Annotated in this window: 13 protein-coding genes; 6 read left to right on the forward strand and 7 right to left on the reverse strand. The window is 29.6% G+C overall.

Annotation, left to right across the window (positions count from 1 at the left end):
• Positions 1-85: 85 nt before the first annotated feature.
• From G7050_RS00135 to G7050_RS00150, 4 genes are all read right to left on the reverse strand, one after another.
• Complete coding sequence (locus G7050_RS00135; RefSeq protein WP_166109486.1) at positions 86-772, reverse strand: outer membrane beta-barrel protein; 687 nt, start codon at positions 770-772, stop codon at positions 86-88.
• Complete coding sequence (locus G7050_RS00140; RefSeq protein ID WP_166109488.1) at positions 772-2,640, reverse strand: hypothetical protein; 1,869 nt, start codon at positions 2,638-2,640, stop codon at positions 772-774. The genes G7050_RS00135 and G7050_RS00140 overlap by 1 nt, the downstream gene beginning before the upstream one ends.
• Positions 2,640-3,704, reverse strand: coding sequence for a hypothetical protein (locus tag G7050_RS00145; RefSeq protein WP_166109490.1), 1,065 nt, complete (start codon positions 3,702-3,704; stop codon positions 2,640-2,642). The genes G7050_RS00140 and G7050_RS00145 overlap by 1 nt, the downstream gene beginning before the upstream one ends.
• Before the next feature lie 65 nt (positions 3,705-3,769).
• On the reverse strand, positions 3,770-4,186 hold the full coding sequence (locus G7050_RS00150; protein ID WP_166109492.1) for a hypothetical protein: 417 nt from the start codon (positions 4,184-4,186) through the stop codon (positions 3,770-3,772).
• A gap of 224 nt (positions 4,187-4,410) precedes the next feature.
• On the opposite strand from G7050_RS00150, the gene G7050_RS00155 reads away from it, so the two are divergent.
• The 5 genes from G7050_RS00155 to G7050_RS00175 all read left to right on the forward strand — a co-directional run bounded on the left by G7050_RS00155 (position 4,411) and on the right by G7050_RS00175 (position 12,653).
• The gene (locus G7050_RS00155; RefSeq protein ID WP_166109494.1) at positions 4,411-5,289 is read left to right on the forward strand and encodes a HEPN domain-containing protein; all 879 of its coding nucleotides are present in this window, start codon (positions 4,411-4,413) and stop codon (positions 5,287-5,289) included.
• Between the two features lie 78 nt (positions 5,290-5,367).
• Positions 5,368-6,495 (forward strand): AAA family ATPase, encoded by a 1,128-nt coding sequence (locus G7050_RS00160; protein ID WP_166109496.1) that lies wholly within the window; start codon positions 5,368-5,370, stop codon positions 6,493-6,495.
• Between the two features lie 120 nt (positions 6,496-6,615).
• Positions 6,616-9,591 (forward strand): hypothetical protein, encoded by a 2,976-nt coding sequence (locus tag G7050_RS00165; protein ID WP_166109498.1) that lies wholly within the window; start codon positions 6,616-6,618, stop codon positions 9,589-9,591.
• Between the two features lie 46 nt (positions 9,592-9,637).
• The gene (locus tag G7050_RS00170; RefSeq protein WP_166109500.1) at positions 9,638-11,719 is read left to right on the forward strand and encodes an AAA family ATPase; all 2,082 of its coding nucleotides are present in this window, start codon (positions 9,638-9,640) and stop codon (positions 11,717-11,719) included.
• Positions 11,706-12,653 carry a hypothetical protein gene (locus tag G7050_RS00175; RefSeq protein WP_166109502.1) on the forward strand — a complete coding sequence of 316 codons (948 nt, stop codon included), beginning with the start codon at positions 11,706-11,708 and terminating at the stop codon, positions 12,651-12,653. Before G7050_RS00170 ends, G7050_RS00175 begins: the two co-directional genes overlap by 14 nt.
• Positions 12,654-12,934: 281 nt before the next feature.
• On the opposite strand, the gene G7050_RS00180 is transcribed toward G7050_RS00175, so the two are convergent.
• Both G7050_RS00180 and G7050_RS00185 read right to left on the reverse strand, forming a co-directional pair.
• Positions 12,935-16,636 (reverse strand): metallophosphoesterase, encoded by a 3,702-nt coding sequence (locus G7050_RS00180; RefSeq protein ID WP_166109504.1) that lies wholly within the window; start codon positions 16,634-16,636, stop codon positions 12,935-12,937.
• 33 nt (positions 16,637-16,669) lie between these two features.
• Positions 16,670-17,545 carry a HEPN domain-containing protein gene (locus G7050_RS00185; RefSeq protein ID WP_166109506.1) on the reverse strand — a complete coding sequence of 292 codons (876 nt, stop codon included), beginning with the start codon at positions 17,543-17,545 and terminating at the stop codon, positions 16,670-16,672.
• Positions 17,546-17,805: 260 nt separating this feature from the next.
• On the opposite strand from G7050_RS00185, the gene G7050_RS00190 reads away from it, so the two are divergent.
• Positions 17,806-18,204, forward strand: coding sequence for a hypothetical protein (locus tag G7050_RS00190; RefSeq protein WP_166109508.1), 399 nt, complete (start codon positions 17,806-17,808; stop codon positions 18,202-18,204).
• 88 nt (positions 18,205-18,292) lie between these two features.
• Here G7050_RS00190 and G7050_RS00195 read toward each other — a convergent pair whose 3' ends face one another.
• Positions 18,293-18,847: a hypothetical protein gene (locus G7050_RS00195; protein ID WP_166109510.1), complete on the reverse strand. Its 555-nt coding sequence runs from the start codon at positions 18,845-18,847 to the stop codon at positions 18,293-18,295.
• Positions 18,848-18,888: the final 41 nt, after the last annotated feature.

Genomic DNA, 18,888 nt, shown 5'->3' on the forward strand with positions numbered 1-18,888 from the left:
ACACAATCAAATATAAATAAGTAGATTACAATGTAATACTGCATTTTCATAATGACTTTCGGATTAAATTATGACTGATTCATTTTTAGAAACTATAACTTATACCAACGTTAACACGTAAACCCGACCAATCAATTTTACTTTCAATTTCTGACATTTTAGATGAGAAATTTATTTCATAACCAGCAGAAACAAATAATCCAATGTGTGAAGTAAAATTATATTTTACTCCTAGCTGAGGTAAAAGACTAGCACTTGTATTATTATAGCTATTATCTTCTAGTTCCAGAATGTTGTTTTTCGGGGAAACCTCCTGATCTATTTTAATTTTTGAAAAAATAAGGCTTGGTGAAATTTCTCCGTAAAAAGACATACTTTTATTTTCTCCCATACTAATACTATAAAAATAATTTCGATAGAATATTCCTCCCCGATATCCGCTTAGTTTTATCTCTGAACTTATTTTTCCCGAATAATCGGCATAGGAAATCTTTCCTGCAGTATTTAAATAACTACCTGTTATTCCGAATTCATGTTTTTGCATTCTATAACCTAGATCAAAGGTATGCATGATATAACCCGGAAAATTATCAGTAGTTGAAATATCTAATCCCGGGACTTTAGCTAAAATAGTATTCCGTGTACCTGATAATAAATCTTTCATATCAGACATTTTATATGATCCGTAACCTACAGAATATTTTACTGTTATCTGAGATTGTGCTTGTAGAATAAAAAATAAACTTAATAAAACTAAAATTGCTTTTTTCATTATTTCAAGTATTTTGAGATATCCCAATAAGGATTATTTGTGACAAGAGTATTATTAAATATATATGTATTACCAACTAAGTCTTTGCTATAATAAGTGCTTAGTTTGATGTTGTAAGTTTTGATATCAGTTATTGACTTTCGAATATGTCCTTTTTTATTAGTTTTAAAATCTAAGTCATAATATAGTATATAACCTGTATATGGGTCTGTAGAGATATATGTTCCTTCTATTACCTCTGTCTTACTTAAAGTTTCTAGATTCAACTTATAAAAACTTTTTGACTCTTGAACAATCAATTCATTATCAGTAATCGGATCAAAATAACAGCCAGATACATTAGAAATATCCATATTTTTATACAATATCGCTCCTCCTTCTTTTATCTGATATATTTTTATATTGTCAAAAGTATTGTATATACACATATATTTACCATCATCGGAGACTGTAATCTTAGTTTTATACGGGGATGTTGGCGCAGTGATATTATACAGAAGTTCACCTTTGATATTATAAATCATACATTTTCTCGAATAGCTCATTCCACTTATAATAATCATATCATTGTCTGTAATGGCGAAAACATCGTCCAAGTTTGTATATATCGTGTTTTCATCTATTTCAAACTTGTTTAATTGATTCATATCTTTATCAAAAATATGAATCTGTCTGGTCAGAGATTGAAGAACTGCAACTTTTCCTGTTTGTGAAGAGCAAGATAGTTTGTCATTTTCGTGATAGTCTATATAGCTAATAGATAATGTCTTGAGTTGTTCTTTTGTGGTTACATCGTATTGTGCTATACTGTATCCCCTAAAAGCGTATAGTAACTTATTTCCGGTATCAGTTACGAAATATCTGTTGTAGTAGTCTCTTGGGAGAAATGTTGGATAATAATAGTAAAAGAAATTCTCGCCCCATGTCCAATAATTATTACCTTCATAATTTTCTGGTAATACATATATTGAACCATAAATATCTTCAGGGAATGGTGGCAGCGAAATGTTTTTGCTAGTCGATGTATATTCTAAAGTTTCTGTTTTTGTGAATCCTTCTTCATCTACACCATAAGCAAATATATATTTACATCTATATTTGTTTTTATTCCATGATACAAAACCATTTTCTAAATCATTTGTTTTAATCTGAATTTTCTCTCCAGCTAAAGAGGAATAGCTCATGGTATACCTGTCATACCAAGGTTCTATTTTATTATCCTTAAAGAATGTTCTTATTTGATAATCTTTATACCCATGAACGTAGTTTTCATCAATTATATATGTTTGATTGGGATCTGATATTGTAATAGTTATTTCTGAGTCCCATGACCAATCCTTGTCATAAGTAATTTCGTACCTGTCAACTTCCAGTCCTTCAATATTGGGCTTCTTCCATTGTATTTTCAAGTAATCGCTCTCAGATAAACCATCTGTTATTTGCAATCCTCTATCTACATGGATATATTTTAGGGTATACTCTTTCTCTCCAATGTATCTTTCCAAACCCAATTTTTCTGCCAGACTATGCGTTCCGGAAGTAGATTCAACATATAGTTTAAGCTTATGAATACTATTGTCATAGGCATCGGGATTGATTAATATTCCATTGTGGCTGTTCTCAAGAGGTATACCGTCTAGAGTTATTTCCGTTTTCAATATTCTGTCAATTTCTTCATCTATGCTATAACTTAGCCATGTTTTATCATAAATATAAATAATATCATTATCTCTGACCCCATACAGGTTGATGTCAATTTCTTTATCCGGAATTGGCTTTTCTTTTTCTACAAAGTGAGTATCCTCAGTTTGATACTCACATGAGTATGCAAATAAAAGAATGAATATTATAGCTATTCCTTTTTTCATTATTTAGTCTTCTTCATGAATTTTGAGATGTCGAAGTATGAACCCCATGCATGCATTGAAGGGCTCACTAGAATATTATTATATGAGAGAGGCTCTTCGCTATCAATACTCATTTGAAATAAAAGTTTTGAAAAAGTCGGGTCCACCACATTGATATTTTGATATAATTGGCCAGAAGTAGTATATAAAAAATTGCCATTAACAACATCTACAAACGAAAATTGACCATCAATTTCTGCTATTTTGTTGAAAGATGGTAGTTCTGATACACGAAATTTTTGATTATTCCCCTGTATTAATTGAGTTGGATTGGAAGAGTTAAAATAAATAAAAGGTCCATTAGCCATTAAATCGTTATAGCTTGATGTTTTTATTAATTTGGTTTGGTTTCCATTCAATTCTAAAATATCAACTTGCATGGAAGATTCATCATTGAAATTAAATAAACTCAATAACATATATTTATTATCAGCAGATAATCTCATCTCGTTAATGTTCTTTCCAGAAGTTGGGATTGGAATATCGTACAAATATTTTCCAGTATTGGCATCAAAAACCATTAAAGAGATATTATAGAAATTAGAACCACTATTATTCGAAGATATAAGTAATTTATTGTCACTGGTAAATTTCAAAATCTCATATGTTGGATGTACACCGTATGCTAATTCGATCTGAGTCGGGTTTGTAAAGCTATGATTTTTATATATACTTATTTTATTGTAATCTCTTACAGCTACCCTGGAGGAATATTGATCGCATGACATGGATAGATCAATAGTTTCATCAAAACTCATAACTTTAGCTGTCTTCATTGTTCCCATATCGGTTTTATATATACCTCTTCTTGCCAAAGTATATAGTAAATTACCTTTCGAATAAGGAACAAAACCTAACGGATCATCATTGATATGGAATTGATCATAAAAATAGTTTGTACCAAAAGAGCCTTGACTGAAGAAACCTGGATGACGAGTAAGTTCATAGTTTGTTTGTTTTCCTAATAAATGCACATCAATCATATCGTAGTTACTCCATCTCCATGCAATGTAGGGGAATGGCAACCTTTCTACATCTATAGTGTTTGTCCCATCAACTAAAAGAATATTTTTATCATCAAATAATCTTACTATTTGCGTGCAATTAAATTCCGGTTGGGGCCAGGATATACGTATATATCGTCTTTCGTCCTTTTTATGGAGATGAAAGAATCAAGTAGTACCCAACAACTGAGGGTGTAATCATAATCGTACTGATCGTGTAGATAAGTAATATAGTTATCCATCTCGTCTAGGTTGTCAAGAAAGATATAGGAGGTATTACAGTTATTGTTTTCATCAAAGGTGCAGGAGAGGGTTGCTTTTTCGTCATCGAACAGAAGCTCGATTACATTCTCCGTGATTCCTTTTTCAATGTATTCGGCTACATACATGGGATTATCAGAGTAGCTTTCTTTGATTTCGTCATGGGATAGCTTTAATACTAAGTGTGCACAGTTTATGAGTCTTGCACAATATTCGGTTGAGCTTGTTTGTTGTGTTGCCATACATACGTCCGTTTTTAAGCCTGATAGAATATCAAGCTGATAAATGAATAATAAAAACGTTGGTTCTACGCCTGTATGCTTTGGCTATATACCTAATATCGAACAATAAGCATATAATATAACAGCACGAAGTTTATAATTAACAAATATACACTTTATGTAATAAAATATTTCCTTTTTACTTATCTTTATAATCTTAATTTTTAAGTTTCTAAATTCATCCGATGAAAAAGTCTATAAGCTATTTACCCAAACGTAAGCAAGAAGATTTATATTTTCTTGTCAAAGAAATCAAAAAGCGGATTCCACAAACCGAAATGATTATCTTATATGGTAGCTACGCCACAGGTAAATATGTAGAATATGACGAACGGGTAGAATTTGGAATACCTACTTCTTTTATGTCTGATTACGATATTCTAGTCGTAACAAATGGTATATCCGATAAAAAAGTAGGTAATGTATTGGATAATATAGATGACCTGTATTACAAAGACCCCGACCATCAAACGCCAGTACAATTTATCAATGATGATATAAAGACTTTAAACAGGCAACTCGAAGAAGGCAGGTATTTTTATACCCAGATCAAACAGGAAGGAGTCATTCTCTACGATAGTGGAAATGTAAAGCTTGCCAGAAGAAGGAAGCTAAAGTTTGACGAAATAAAGCAACAGGCTCAGGAGTATTTTGATGAGAAGTTCCATAGAGCTAATTTATTTCTTGACCATGCTTTGTTTGATTATAATAAGAATGAATTTGCAATGGCTTCTTTTGATTTACACCAAGCCTGTGAAAACTATTACTATGCTATACGCTTATCTTTTACCTTAAGAAGTAATAAACAACATAACCTGTCAAAACTTTCCTCATCTGTTAAACGTCATTCAGATGAATTGCTCCAAGTCTTCCCTCGCCATACTGTGGAAGAGAAACGGCTGTTTACTTTATTAAAAGACGCTTATATTGAAGCACGCTACAACCCCAAATTCATTGTAACAAAAGAGGACATTGATGCGTTGATTCCGAAAGTGGAACTACTGAGGGATATTACTAAACGCATTTGTGAGGTGAAGATTTGGGAATATGGGGAGATGGGGTGAGATAGACGGCATTCTATAAATTACAAAAGATTATTAAATATCAGTTCTATATATTTCTAATAATAAACAGCTTGATATATGTTAGAGACGCTTCTATCTTTGATTGGGAAAGGAATTATTACAGGTGCAGCATCTAAGGGTGGGCAAACTTTAATTGAAAAATTAAAAAAATATTTTGAGGCCTCTTTAGCCGAAAAAATAGGAGATGCATATCTAAAAGCATCTAATATATATTCTGAATTAGGAAGAGATGAAGTGATAATAGATGATTCTTTAGAAGATGACCCTTATTATAAGAATCTAATATATGGTTTTAATATCATTGACGGAAGTGACCTGCCTGATTACCATAAGCAGATGAATAAATTATTTCTTCTCGAACTATTTAAAATTCCCGAATTAGCAAATCAAGTTTTCAATATAAAACTTGATAATATACATAAAGAAGTTTTAGATATAAAGAAGGATACAAGAGATCTTGTTCAAAAGTTTAATTTATTAGAACAAGAAGAAGCACCAGAGGAGTTATTATTTAATATTGAAGCTGCTTCTGTGGATTTATCAAGCTACGAAAATACATTTCAGAGTAAAATACATATTGATAGACTTGAAACAACAGAAATTTATAACTGGATTTTAAGTAACCTTAAGAATAAAGAATCTAATATTGCACTTTTGGTGGGTAACGCAGGCTATGGAAAGTCTGTTGTATTAAAAGATTTATTTGTTTTATTGAAAGAGAAACGTATTCCCACATTGGGGATTAAAGTTGATAAAATACTTAACATAAGCTCTATAAAAGACATTGAAGCTGAGCTAAATATTACCAATGGTATTATTCCTACATTTAGAAGAATCGGTATAGACAATGAATTAGTTGTACTTCTTATAGATCAGATTGATGCATTGTCACAATCTCTTTCTTCAAGTAGACATGCAATTAATTCATATGATAGACTAATAAAGCAGTTAGAAGTATATCCAAACATACGTATCATTATTTCTTGTAGAAACTATGACCTAGATTACGATCCTATTTTACGCTCTTACAAAGAAAAAAAAATATTTCATATGTCTCTATTAGAAATGCAACAGGTTGACTCCGTTTTATCTACTATTGGTATAAATATAGACGAAAGGCAAACTCGCTTGAAAGAATTTCTCAGAATTCCTTTGCATTTAAACTTATTCTGTAAAGTGGGTTAAAAAAAAGAATTTGATGAAAGCATTACTCTATCAAAGCTTTATGATGCTATTTGGGAAGAGTATATTACTAATGGAAATTCGCTAGAATTAATAAAATTACTAACTAATATTGCAAATAAGATGCATGATCAACAACATATTGTAGTTGATAAGAGACTTTTTGATTTAGAGAAATCTGAATTGAACTATCTTATGCATCATGAACTATTAAAAGAATCTACAGATAATAAAATCCAATTTATACATCAAACTTTCTTTGATTACGTATATGCTAGAACTTTTATTTCATCAGGGAAGGATATTGCAGATTGGCTAAAAAATATACATCAAGGTTTATTTATTCGCTCTCAAGTAAAACAAATATTTGCTTACTTAAGAGATATTGATGTTAGTATTTACATTCAAAGTTTGACGAAAATATTAACAAAAGATGAATATCGTTTTCATCTAAAATTACTTTTAATAAATGACCTAGGGTTTTATCAAAATCCATTAGAACAGGAAAAGAAACTTCTATCAGCTCACATTATAAGAGAACCTTTCTATTTCCAATTATTTTTAGAATCGGTTCAAAGCCCTAAATGGTTTGAGTTTGTCATTTCTCTGAAAGAGTTTACCGACTTATTATCAAGTGAAAAGGAAGACATAAATAGACTAATTTCGAATTTATGTATAAGGATTATATGGCAAAATGCTCAGTTAGTAATTGATTTTTTATCAACACATCCTTATAAAATAGGAATAATAGAGAATGTCTTAGTTCAAATTCCAGACTCAGAAATTAAATTGTCATACGAACTTTATCATAAGACATATGCTAAGTGGAACCTAAATATTAGAAGAGAATATTACTATTTAGAAAAAGCCTTGAACGCTGACCCTGATTTTGTTATTGAGGAGCTTAAAAAAGATTTTCGTGAAAATATTTCTAAACTAGATTGGTTTGATGATAACTATATTCCAGGTTCTCATTCAGGTTTGAAGATTTATAGTGAATTATATAAACAATATCCCAATAAGGCTATACCATATTTCATTTATATTATAACTGAGATCGAAAAATCAAAATCGTATGAATTAACCGACTCTTTTTATAGTAGTAGAGCATTCTCTCACTATAGACCAAATCCTAAAAACAACTTTGATTTTCATGATTACAAAGATCTATATAATACTATTTTCTATAGTATAAAAGAGAAGAAATTAGATGCTAATTCTATTTCATTGCTGAGGGAAACATTAAATTCACAGTATGCAAATGTACTAACACTTGGAGTTTACTACTTGATACAGAATAAAGAGCAAGAAATAGAAACAACATTTAAACTTTTGTCTAACCCTGATTTTTTAATTAAATCGAACTCTTCCGAACTCTTGGGGTATTATTCCAATATATTAGTTGCTAAATGCTATCCTTTATTTGATAGAAAACAACAAATAGTTCTCAATCAAATAATATTATCTACTTTAAAACAGTATCATCATTGGACTTACGAGACTTTCTATACAAAGAAAAAAGTTTCTTCAACTTATTTAAAAAGAACATATAGTTTAGTGTCTCTCTTACCTGAAAAGAGTCTTAATGAATATCCTGAAATGAAAAAAATAAATCAAGAAGGATTTAGAAGGTATGAAAAAGTTGATAATAAACCTCCTAGTGTAGTTACTACATATTCTGGTTGGCGTAGCTATCCGCAAAAAGCATATGATAATATGACACTTACTGATTGGAGAAATTCTTTCATTAAACTCAATACAGAACAACGTTCATTTGCTGATTGGGATAAACCATCTAAAGGTGGAAATACAAGAAGTTTCGAACAACATGTGTCACAAGAGCCTAACAAGTTTTATACATTTATGAAAGACCTTATAAATGATAAATCAATTGATCTTGAATATATTTTGTCTGGACTAGAAGGCCTAAAAAAAGCAGAATATAGCAAAGAATCTTTTCAGCATTTATGTTTGGGAATTATAAAATTACGAAAAGCAGAACTTGATGAAAGATATTTGTCAACTTTCCTTAGAGTACTAGATTACATTGTGAATGGCAACAAGACTTTAGATAGAGAAATCTTTGATTTTATTATAGAAATTATTTATCAAACTCCAGATAGAGAGTTTACCAAAGATGTAATTCAACGTGATGATGTCGCTATGGAAGTTGTTACAGCTGGCATAAATTCAATAAGAGGTGTGTCTGTGGAATTATTAGTTGGTTGCTATTCTTTAGCAGAATATAAAGAAAAGATTTTCGAAACATTAGAATATATTGCTGACACAGCCAATGAAATAACCCGTTCTTGTGCTATTTTTCGAGGAGCATCGCTTATTAATCTAGATAAAGAAAGGGCTTTTAACCTGTATTTAAGACTAGTTAAAGATTATAATTTATATCTGTTAGCTATTCCATTTCATGATGGACATCCTTTAGTCTATCTCATGAATATAGATTTTAAACGGCTTATTCCTTTTTTTGAGAAAACAATCACTATTGGAGAAGCTGGAGAAGCAATGTCTTTTTTCCTTTTTAATGCTTACATAAATAATCGGCCTAAAGCTTTTACTCTTCTTGAATCCCTACTAAATAACAATCCTCGTTCAAGACAAAAACTAACTTGGGAAATCTGTGCACATATCTTGAATGGCAAGCATTCTAAAAAAGGGTGGATAGTTCTAAATATACTTCTAAATATTGACGATAAAGAGTTAGGGGAAAGATTTAATAATTGTTTTCTACATATTCCTGCTAACATTAATCTTCAGACTATTTCTTTTATAAATAAGTACTTAAAATCTCCAATAGGAAATTACAGAAGTAGTTATTTCTATAACTTTTTGAGAAATCTTATTCCTTTAGATGCCAAACAATGTTTAATTTGGTTTTTCTCTTCACGCCCTGAGAAAGTAACAGAGTCCTTTTATGATAAAAGTCCTTTAAATGTACTTGTTGAAGCTTATAATGGAATGAGAGAATACGATAAAGACAATGTGATGTTAGAGAAATCAATGGATATATTTGACTCTCTACTCCATATTCCTCAATATAGGAACATTCATTTAAGAACTTTCCTTAGAGAACTTGATAGTTAGTATTTTTTCTAACCTCAGTATAATAATATTATAATAGTAAAATAAGATGAAAATAATAGCTTTAAGATTAATTAAACCAGAATCACATCAAGTAACTGATCAACAAAGACATAAAAATATAGTAAAAGGATTATTTGAGGAAAATGAGAACTCAAGAATATTTCGTTTTTACAATAATTATGAACTCCAAGATGATGATTGGTTTAAAGAAACAAGGAAAGACCCATTTTCCGATTGTTTTGATGATCCAATAAGAGCAGACAATAAACTTAAAATAAATGTCTGTGCTATTGTCGGAAAAAATGGAAGTGGAAAAAGTTCAGTTATAGAGCTTATTATTAGACTTATAAATAATTTTGCATGCTCTATTATAGGTGATGAAAAACCTTTTAATGCTGCAGAGCGCTTACATTTTATTCCTGATATTTTCGCTAATTTATACTTCGAAATCAAAAATACGCAGTATAGGCTAGAACAAAGGGGGAATAATATACATATGTTTTCAACGAAAGATCAAGGTTCTTTTTATGAAAATAACTATGATCCTATTAACTACAGATGGACAGAATTAAACTATATCCAAGCATTAAATATCTCTCCTCTGAAAGACTTTTTTTACACTGTTATTGTAAACTATTCCCATTATTCTTATAATATATATGATTTCAAAAAAGAATGGGATATTGAGGCATCTACTAAAAAATTAGAAGAAAAAGGAATTCTGTTAAACGATATTCGTGATATTGATTACTGCTGGCTTACAGGTGTTTTTCATAAAAACGATGGTTATCAAACACCAATAGTGCTAAATCCGTTTAGAACAGATGGGTATTACATTGATAATCAACGAGAGTCAGAGTTAGAAGAGGATCGATTTTTAAGTATTGTTCTGGCATTAAATAAAGGTAAAGAGCAACAAAGTGTTTTCGATAATGTTATTGATAATAAGCATATTGATTCATTTTCAATAAGAAGTAAAAAATCAGAGAAACTAAATTTTTATAAGAACCAGTGTAAAAAATTGAATATTGATTTTGATTCTACAGTATATAGACCTATTTTGAAATATTGGGCTGACCATTACCCAATCCAAGAAGATAAAATACATGATTCCTCTCTACATAAACAAGCTATAGAATATTTAATATATAAAACCCTCAAGATTGGATTTCAGTATAAAAAATTTTCTTGGGATGATTTTATGAAATTTAATGAAGATACTGCTCTTTTATATAATACTATAACTCTATTTATTGGAGATAATAGCCATATAACATACAAATTAAAACAAACTATATCATTTCTAATAAATAATCATATCACAAATACTGATTATATATCTTTATTAGATTTATCTTCAATAATTGAATCACAAGTAAAATTCGTAAATGACATTTTAGAAGGTTATAGAGAGAGCGGGAGAATAGAGAATCCAATTAGTCATACAAATCCTCAATATATTTTCTCAGAAATAGACTGTTTACCTCCTCCGATCTTTGATCTAGAGATATTTCTTAAAACGAAAGATAGTAATGAGGAGCCTTATAATTTTAAAACATTAAGTTCTGGAGAAAAGCAAATGATATATATGACATCATCTGTTTTATATCATATCAATAATATTAATTCAGTTCAACATAGACGTAATTATAGCTCTGATGTTCCATACAAACATATAAATATTATTTTGGAAGAGATAGAATTATATTACCATCCTGAAATGCAGCGTAAATTAGTCAATTATTTACTAGAACAAATAGCATCTCTAAAAATCCAAATTGAATCAATTCAAATTATGCTAGTTACCCACTCTCCATTTGTTTTATCTGATATTCCTCGAAATAACATACTTTATCTAACAATAGATGATTCTGATACTAATATTGAAGAATCTTTTGGTGAAAATATATTTTCACTTTTACAGAATAGTTTTTTTTTAGAGAAAGGACCTATTGGAGATCATTCCTATAAAATAATAAATAATTTATTTAAAATAGTTGCAAATCCAAGGACTAATAATCCTATTAACAAAGAGAAACTAATATCTTTAATAGATAGTGTTGGAGAAGGTTTTTTAAGAAGTGAATTAAAAAGATTTTTTAACGACGAAGACTATGTTGAAAATTAATATCAAGAATAAAAAAGAATTTAAATGTGTAGGAAATGAGGTTGTAAATCTTATAATTGAGATAGTATCAAAAAGAAAGGATGAATGGTTTGATCGCAAAAAGAAAAAGAAATTAAATCAAACGAATAAAGAGAAAAGAGAAATAGAAGTATTTTTGAATTCATTAACTCCTGAATATATTGAAGAGTTAGTTTTTTTGAAACCAGATAAGTTGAGACAAAATGCATTGAATTTTGCATCAGAGAAAAGAAGTGAAGCTTTAAACGATTTTATTAAATCTATTTTTAATGCAACCTACAAAAATCATTTTCTTCGAAGACGCTTTATTGAGGCAATAGGCTTAAAAACATGCCCTTATTGCAATAGAGCTTATGTTTACACGATAGAAGATGGTGAGATAAATCCTCAAATAGATCATTTTTATTATAAAGCAAAATATCCATTATTTGCAGTATCATTATATAATCTAATACCAGCTTGTTCTGTATGCAATAGTGCAGGAGCAAAAGGGCAACGCGATACATTATTGGGCGATTATTCAACGCATTCCCCTCACGAGACAGACGATTCTGAATTTCGTTTTAACTATAAACTGTTATCACCAGCAATAATAAAAGGGACTAAAAGACTAACTGATAGTGATGTGAAAATATTATTAGATTCAAAGAACGATGTGTATGATAAACTGTTTCATATAACATCATTATATGAGCAACATGTTGACCATATAGTAGACTTATTATATAAGCGAAAATATGTATATAATAATGAAACTTTAGAATTCTTACGAAGACTTACTGGAAAAAATCTCAAACGAGCAACTCTAGACCGATTTATAGTTGGGGCTTATGTAGAAATTAATAATTATCATAAACGCCCATTATCGAAAATGTATACAGAGATTGCAAAAGAGATTAAATTAATACCTAAATAAACACCCAATTTTACATTTTAGGGTGTAAAATTGGGTGCTATTTTTTTTTAATAATTTGATAATCAGAATTTTTTGTGGAGCTGGAGGGAGTATTTATCCAGCTTTATTTCAGTTCGTTATTATGGTAGGTCACCTAGTGAAAAATGTGATAATCTATATGATTTACACTATTTTAAAACATAACAAAAATTCTATATCCGTAGTTATGCAAATATAAACATTATCACCATAAATTCCTTAAAATAAAGACAATTATTTTCATATATATATATTAGGATCAATCAAATTCTAATATATATAGAAAAATCTTTAGTTTTCTCAATTGTCATTTTATCTGATATAATTTCGTAAAATAGTGTTAGAATATTGTAAGCCATAATGTAAAATTCTTTTAAAGAAACTTCAAGTATTTTAGGCGTATCTTTACCTCTTGTTTGTTCTTTTCTATCAATCATATCCATAAAAGAAGCCAAAGCTAAACATTTCAGGATATATTCATACTCACTATATGCATCTATGTTGATTTTATCATACTTTTCATTATTCATTCTATGAAATCGTCCTATTTCTTGTTCAATATTTGATAATGATAGTATAATAGAATTTTCATTTTTTATTTCATCATTTTTTGAATAAAACCGAAGTTTATTGGCTCTTGAAAAATAATAAGATGTTCTATGAAGCAAGTCATAGTCAAATATATTATCATAGAAATACCTTTCTTTAAAATGTCTGATATCATATCTTCTATCTTCAAATTTCCAGGAATCCTGAACAATATTTATCATTTGTTTGGAAGATACAAATTCCTCTATTTCTTGAAAAATACTTCCTTGCATATTTACCTCTAAGCGGTGAAATAAACTTTCATAAAGAGTTAAAATTAATTCAATTAAATCTTTATTATCTTTTGAATATACAAAGCCTACTCCCTCATCACTATTATTAATTGACAATTTAAACTGTTTATCCTTTTTCTTCGTTAATTTAAGATGAAATCGAGGTATATTGTAATGATATTCTCTAGTTTTTTTATCTGCATTTTGAATAAAGAATTTATAAAGATCATTAAAGAGAGAAAGTCTTATAGTAGGAGCATATTCTAAAGCCCTGTCTACTAATTCCCTATTTTGCAGGCATAAATCTCCCCAAATTTCTCTTTTAGATATATTATGCCCTTTAAAACGTCGAATAGTTTCTCTAGCAACATCTAGCTCTATAAAAGAAGCTGGTAAATTGCAATAAAGGTTCATATTATTGGGTAGTTCAAAATCAAGACTTTTATCATTAGACTGAGTCAAAGCAATTCCAGAGTTTAAATAAAAGACTTCACCTTTACTATTACTATCATTTCTCTCATTAATTGTTAAAAGAACACCATAGCTACATTGATTAATATGATTCCCTTGTATTACTGCATCTATAGGCATAGGTAAGACTTTATCCTCTTCTATTGGACAGAATAAATTCATTACATTTAAATTTCTCTTTATATTAAAAGGTAATATTCTTTTTATCTGATCACCTTTCAAATTGTTTTTAATCTGTATTTCCAACTTAAAATCAATAAATGTGTCTTCTATATATTGAACTATATTATCAATATTCCATACATAATGTTGTTTGTCCTCATATAAAGTAATAATAGTTCCGACATCCTTTAGTTCTGGCAGTTCATTTATAAAAAAACAACCGTCATAATTAGGTATTTGAATTTTTAAACCTTTCTCTGAATCTTCATAACTTTTGGTAATAACATCTATCTCCTTGCATACCATAAATGCGGAAAGAAAACCGATTCCAAAATTGCTAATTGGCTTATATTCTATATTTTCATTTTTTTGTAATTCTTCAAAATCTTCTGATTTATAAAAACTTCGACCTATACTTGTAAAATATCTTTCTACTTTGAAACGATCCATACCAACTCCATGATCTATAATCCTAATAAATGTACGCTCTTTATTTGCGACAGGATTATTATCTATACCGATTTCTATTTTTATAATCTTCAAATCGTCATCAAGTTGCTGTCCTTTAGCACGAAGGATATCTTCTCGTAATAAAATAGCGTCTAAAGAATTCTGAATTAATTCTCTAATAAAAACTTCTTTCCGCTTATATAAATTATCTCCTGTTAATAAAGGGAGAAGCTTAGGTATATATGCTTCAAAATTTAGATTATCCAAATCATAATTATTTCGTTCCACTTTTGGGAAAACGTAATAGAGCTTTAAACCCAATACACCAAAACTATCTTCAATCTTAGTAATTCTTTTCTCAAAATCTTTAATAATTAATACTGCTATTTTATGAATTGTTGGATCACTACACTTAAAATGGATTGAAATTGAACGCCTGTCTATATTACTTTCTAGCCTAAAGGTGCTTATGGGAATATTTGGGTGAAAAGTCTCCTCCTTTAGCTTAATATTAGCGTTTATACGCTCATTTTTATAATAAATTTCGCCATATTTACTAAACACTGAATACAGGTCAACCAAAAATAAAGCTACTGTTACATAAGCTGTGTACTTTTTATATTTAGAAAAATCCGCACAAAGTTTCTCATATTCAGTTATAAAATTTTTGGCTCGATTAGCTTCAAGTAGTTTATATAAATGAACTAAATAGTTTTTATCTTCAAATAATACATTCAGATAATTTTTTAGAATAGTTATAAAATTATTCTTCCCTTTATTATATTGCTTATTTAAATAATTTAGCCGATAATGCACAGCATACAAAATCAATTGAAATCCAATAGGCGAATCTCTTAAACTTTTTATCAACTCTTCAAATGGAGAAATAGCTAAACTAATATTTTTTATAATATCCTCAATCCTATTGTTTGAAGATATATCATCTTGTTCAAAAATGTCATTCCAATACAATTTAAATTCTTCTGGATATTCAACTCTAAACAAATTGTATAATTCAGCAATCGAATGTTGAGTATTGTCATTTTTTGGTGGTATTCTGAATGTTTCGAGACCTTGTAAAGAATCAAGTTTATAATTGAATCTAAAAACATCTGAAATGCGATCAGAATCAGGACTAAATATATCTATTATTTCAAAAGAACGTTGAGTCTCATCTTTATGGCTAAGACTACCAGCAGAAAATACATAAAATATTGAATTGGGATCAGATAAATAATTATGATTAGTAACTGGTCCTATTATAGGCATATGCTTATGTCCATGCAATACGATCTTTACATTTTCTTTTTGAAACTTTTCTATTACATCCGTAAAATTTCGAATAATACTACTATCGCCATATTTGCTATATATTTCAGGGAAAGGATAAAAATGATGATGAAAGCATGCAACAACAGTATATTCTTCAATATTTTCTACTTTTTCTGTTAATTTCTTAAATGCATTTCGTAGTTGTTCCTTACTTATCATTCCATAATCATCCCATTCTTCCTCTTTTTTCTTTTGTAATGAGGTTATTATTTCCTCTTTCTGCTTTTCATCCAAAGTTTTTAAATCGGTAATCCATTTTATTTCACTATTATCTAATTGAGAAGTCTCAACCATACAAGAGTTCAATCCTACTATTGCAACCTTTTTATCTGGATATACTTTTGTTGTAAAAAGATATTTACTATCAAAACTCTCTTCATAGTAATCCTTATTATAAAATCTTTCTAATACTTTGTTATATTCTGAAAAATCAGGATTTTTATCAACTCTCTTTAAGTCATGATTTCCAGGAATTATAATAAAATCTTCAGAAGATAATTTCAGCTCTTTTTGTAATACTTTCAGAAAATCAAGTGTAAATTGTTCTTTATTAATAGATTTATCTGGTCTTCCATCAAATAAATCACCTGTAATAATAACACAATTAATGTTTTCTTTATTATGAGTTTCGATTGCTTCTAAAATGAGTATAGCTATATCTTCAGGTTTATTTGAACTGGCTCGTCCAAAATGCAAATCTGATATATGTAATGTTCTTAATTTTGTCATTAGTGTATTTTAAATTTAAAGTTTACAATGAATTTATTTCTCCCCGTACTCCCCAATCTTCTCCTCACAAATCCTCTTAGTTATATCCCTCAATAATTTCACTTTCGGAACCAACGCATCAATATCCTCTTTAGTCACTAAAAAATCGGGATTATAACGAGCCTCTACATAAGCTGCTTTGATAAGGTTGAACAATCGCTTCTCTTCTGATGTATTATTCGGAAAGACTTTAGCCAAATCGGCAGAATAGCTTTTTACAGATGATGATAGTTTTGTTAAGTTATGCTGCTTGCTATTTTTTAGTGTGTAAACCAAGCGAATAGCATAGTATAGATTTTCACAAGCTTGATGAAGCATGAATATAGCATCTTTGTATAGCTTTTCTTTAATTCCTAATTGAGCCATAGTAAGTTTGTTGTTTGCATTCTCAAACTTTTCCTTAAAATACTCTTCTGCTTGCTTTTTTATTTCGTCAAAGTTTAGCTTCCTTCTTCGGGCAAGTTTAAACTTGCCACTGTCGTAAAGTATAACACCTTCCTGTTTGATCTGACTATAAAAGTATCTACCTTCTTCCAAATCGGCATTCAGCTTCTTTATATCGTCATTGATAAACTGAACAGGTGTTTGTTTGTCAGGATTTCGATAATACTTATCATCTATATTGTCCAGTTTACTGCCTACCAACTTATCAGAGATACCACTGGTTACAACTAATATATCGTAATCGCTCATATAAGTAGTGGTAATTCCAAACTCTACCCTTTCGTCATAATCCACATATTCATTTCGGGCATAACTTCCGTATAGGATAATCATTTGTGTTTCGGGAATTTTCTCCAATACGGCTTTTACCAGATGGTTCAAATCTTCTTGTTTGGATTTGGGTAAATAGGATATAGACTTTTTCATTCGCTTCAATAGGATTTATCCACAAAGTTAAACAGTTAAGAATATAAAGATATGCAAAAAAGGAAAATGATATTAACAGATTTCATTATTTATTAGCTAAAAGCTTATATTTGTTTTTTATAAAGTACGCTTTGAGAATTCTGTATTTTTTGTTCGTCCGTACGAAAGGTATAGAGCTAAATTACAAAGTGTAAAACCAATCGTTTTTATTATTCATTTATCAGCTTGATATTCCATCAGGCTTAAAAGCGGACGTATGTATGGCAACACAAGAAAAAATCTCAAACGAATATTGTGCAATACTGATAAACTGTTCTTCTCTAATATTAAAGCTGTCACATGATGAAATCAAAGAAAGCTATTCGGACAATCCTATGTATGTAGCCGAGTATATTGAAAATGAAGTTAAAGAGAATATCATAGAGCTTTTGTTCGATGATCAGAAAGCAACATTGTCCTGTGCCTTTGACGAGAACAATAGTTGCAACGCTTCCTATATATTCTTGGACAACTTGGACGAGTTGAGCAACTATATCAGTTATCTCAATAAGACCTATGCTTATGATTATATTCAGAACCATTGGGTACTACCCAATTCTTTTATATCCATAAAAAAGACGAAAGACGATATTTTCTTTAAGTCTTTTTATTCAGGATAAGTTTTCTATTATTGTATTGTAAAATGCGTGCTTTAGCTTATTAGCACGCATTTTTCTTTTCTATAATGGTAAACAATGGTGTTAATGCTTATTTTTTCTTTGTTTTATTTATTGTTGTTCGGTTTGCTTTGAGGCTGTCATTTTCGGTTTGTAGTTTATACATGGTTACACTCTGCCAAGTGTACCTGTTTTGCAGGATCGCATAATCTGCGTGCTGTTTCATACTGAAGGTAATCATCATAAATAAGAATACGATCAATACTCCTATAATAAATGTGGTTTTACGGATTCTGCTAAATCCGAGCTTCATTGTTTTGTCTTTGGATAATATGGATTGTATTGCTTCTAATGTGATATTATTTTCGGGTATTTTTATGGCTTCGACCGTCTCTTTTGTCTTTAAAACATTATTATTGAGTCTCTCAATATTTTTGAAATTTGCTGCAAAATGAGAATCCACATTTTTACCCAGAATCTTTATTGATTCATCCGCTATAGCCTTTATTTCTTGTTTGGAAACAGTGGGTATAGGTTGTGGTACTTGTGGTATCTCTATCGATACTTCTTTCTTAGATATCTTATCCAGTTTCTCGTCCATTTCGGACAGCTTACCCCAAAGGGCTTCATTTGATACATTCGACATAATTGTTATTGTTTAAGTTTATAATAATTTTGATTTGTAAT

The sequence above is a fragment of the Dysgonomonas sp. HDW5A genome (assembly GCF_011299555.1).
Lineage (GTDB): Bacteria > Bacteroidota > Bacteroidia > Bacteroidales > Dysgonomonadaceae > Dysgonomonas_A.

What these genes read in the sequence shown, in the direction of transcription:
- G7050_RS00135 (WP_166109486.1), bottom strand. Translation starts at nt 772, where the DNA reads ATGAAAAAAGCAATTTTAGTTTTATTAAGTTTATTTTTTATTCTACAA.
- G7050_RS00140 (WP_166109488.1), bottom strand. Translation starts at nt 2,640, where the DNA reads ATGAAAAAAGGAATAGCTATAATATTCATTCTTTTATTTGCATACTCA.
- G7050_RS00150 (WP_166109492.1), bottom strand. Translation starts at nt 4,186, where the DNA reads ATGGCAACACAACAAACAAGCTCAACCGAATATTGTGCAAGACTCATA.
- G7050_RS00155 (WP_166109494.1), top strand. Translation starts at nt 4,411, where the DNA reads ATGAAAAAGTCTATAAGCTATTTACCCAAACGTAAGCAAGAAGATTTA.
- G7050_RS00160 (WP_166109496.1), top strand. Translation starts at nt 5,368, where the DNA reads ATGTTAGAGACGCTTCTATCTTTGATTGGGAAAGGAATTATTACAGGT.
- G7050_RS00165 (WP_166109498.1), top strand. Translation starts at nt 6,616, where the DNA reads ATGCATGATCAACAACATATTGTAGTTGATAAGAGACTTTTTGATTTA.
- G7050_RS00170 (WP_166109500.1), top strand. Translation starts at nt 9,638, where the DNA reads ATGAAAATAATAGCTTTAAGATTAATTAAACCAGAATCACATCAAGTA.
- G7050_RS00175 (WP_166109502.1), top strand. Translation starts at nt 11,706, where the DNA reads ATGTTGAAAATTAATATCAAGAATAAAAAAGAATTTAAATGTGTAGGA.
- G7050_RS00180 (WP_166109504.1), bottom strand. Translation starts at nt 16,636, where the DNA reads ATGACAAAATTAAGAACATTACATATATCAGATTTGCATTTTGGACGA.
- G7050_RS00185 (WP_166109506.1), bottom strand. Translation starts at nt 17,545, where the DNA reads ATGAAAAAGTCTATATCCTATTTACCCAAATCCAAACAAGAAGATTTG.
- G7050_RS00190 (WP_166109508.1), top strand. Translation starts at nt 17,806, where the DNA reads ATGGCAACACAAGAAAAAATCTCAAACGAATATTGTGCAATACTGATA.
- G7050_RS00195 (WP_166109510.1), bottom strand. Translation starts at nt 18,847, where the DNA reads ATGTCGAATGTATCAAATGAAGCCCTTTGGGGTAAGCTGTCCGAAATG.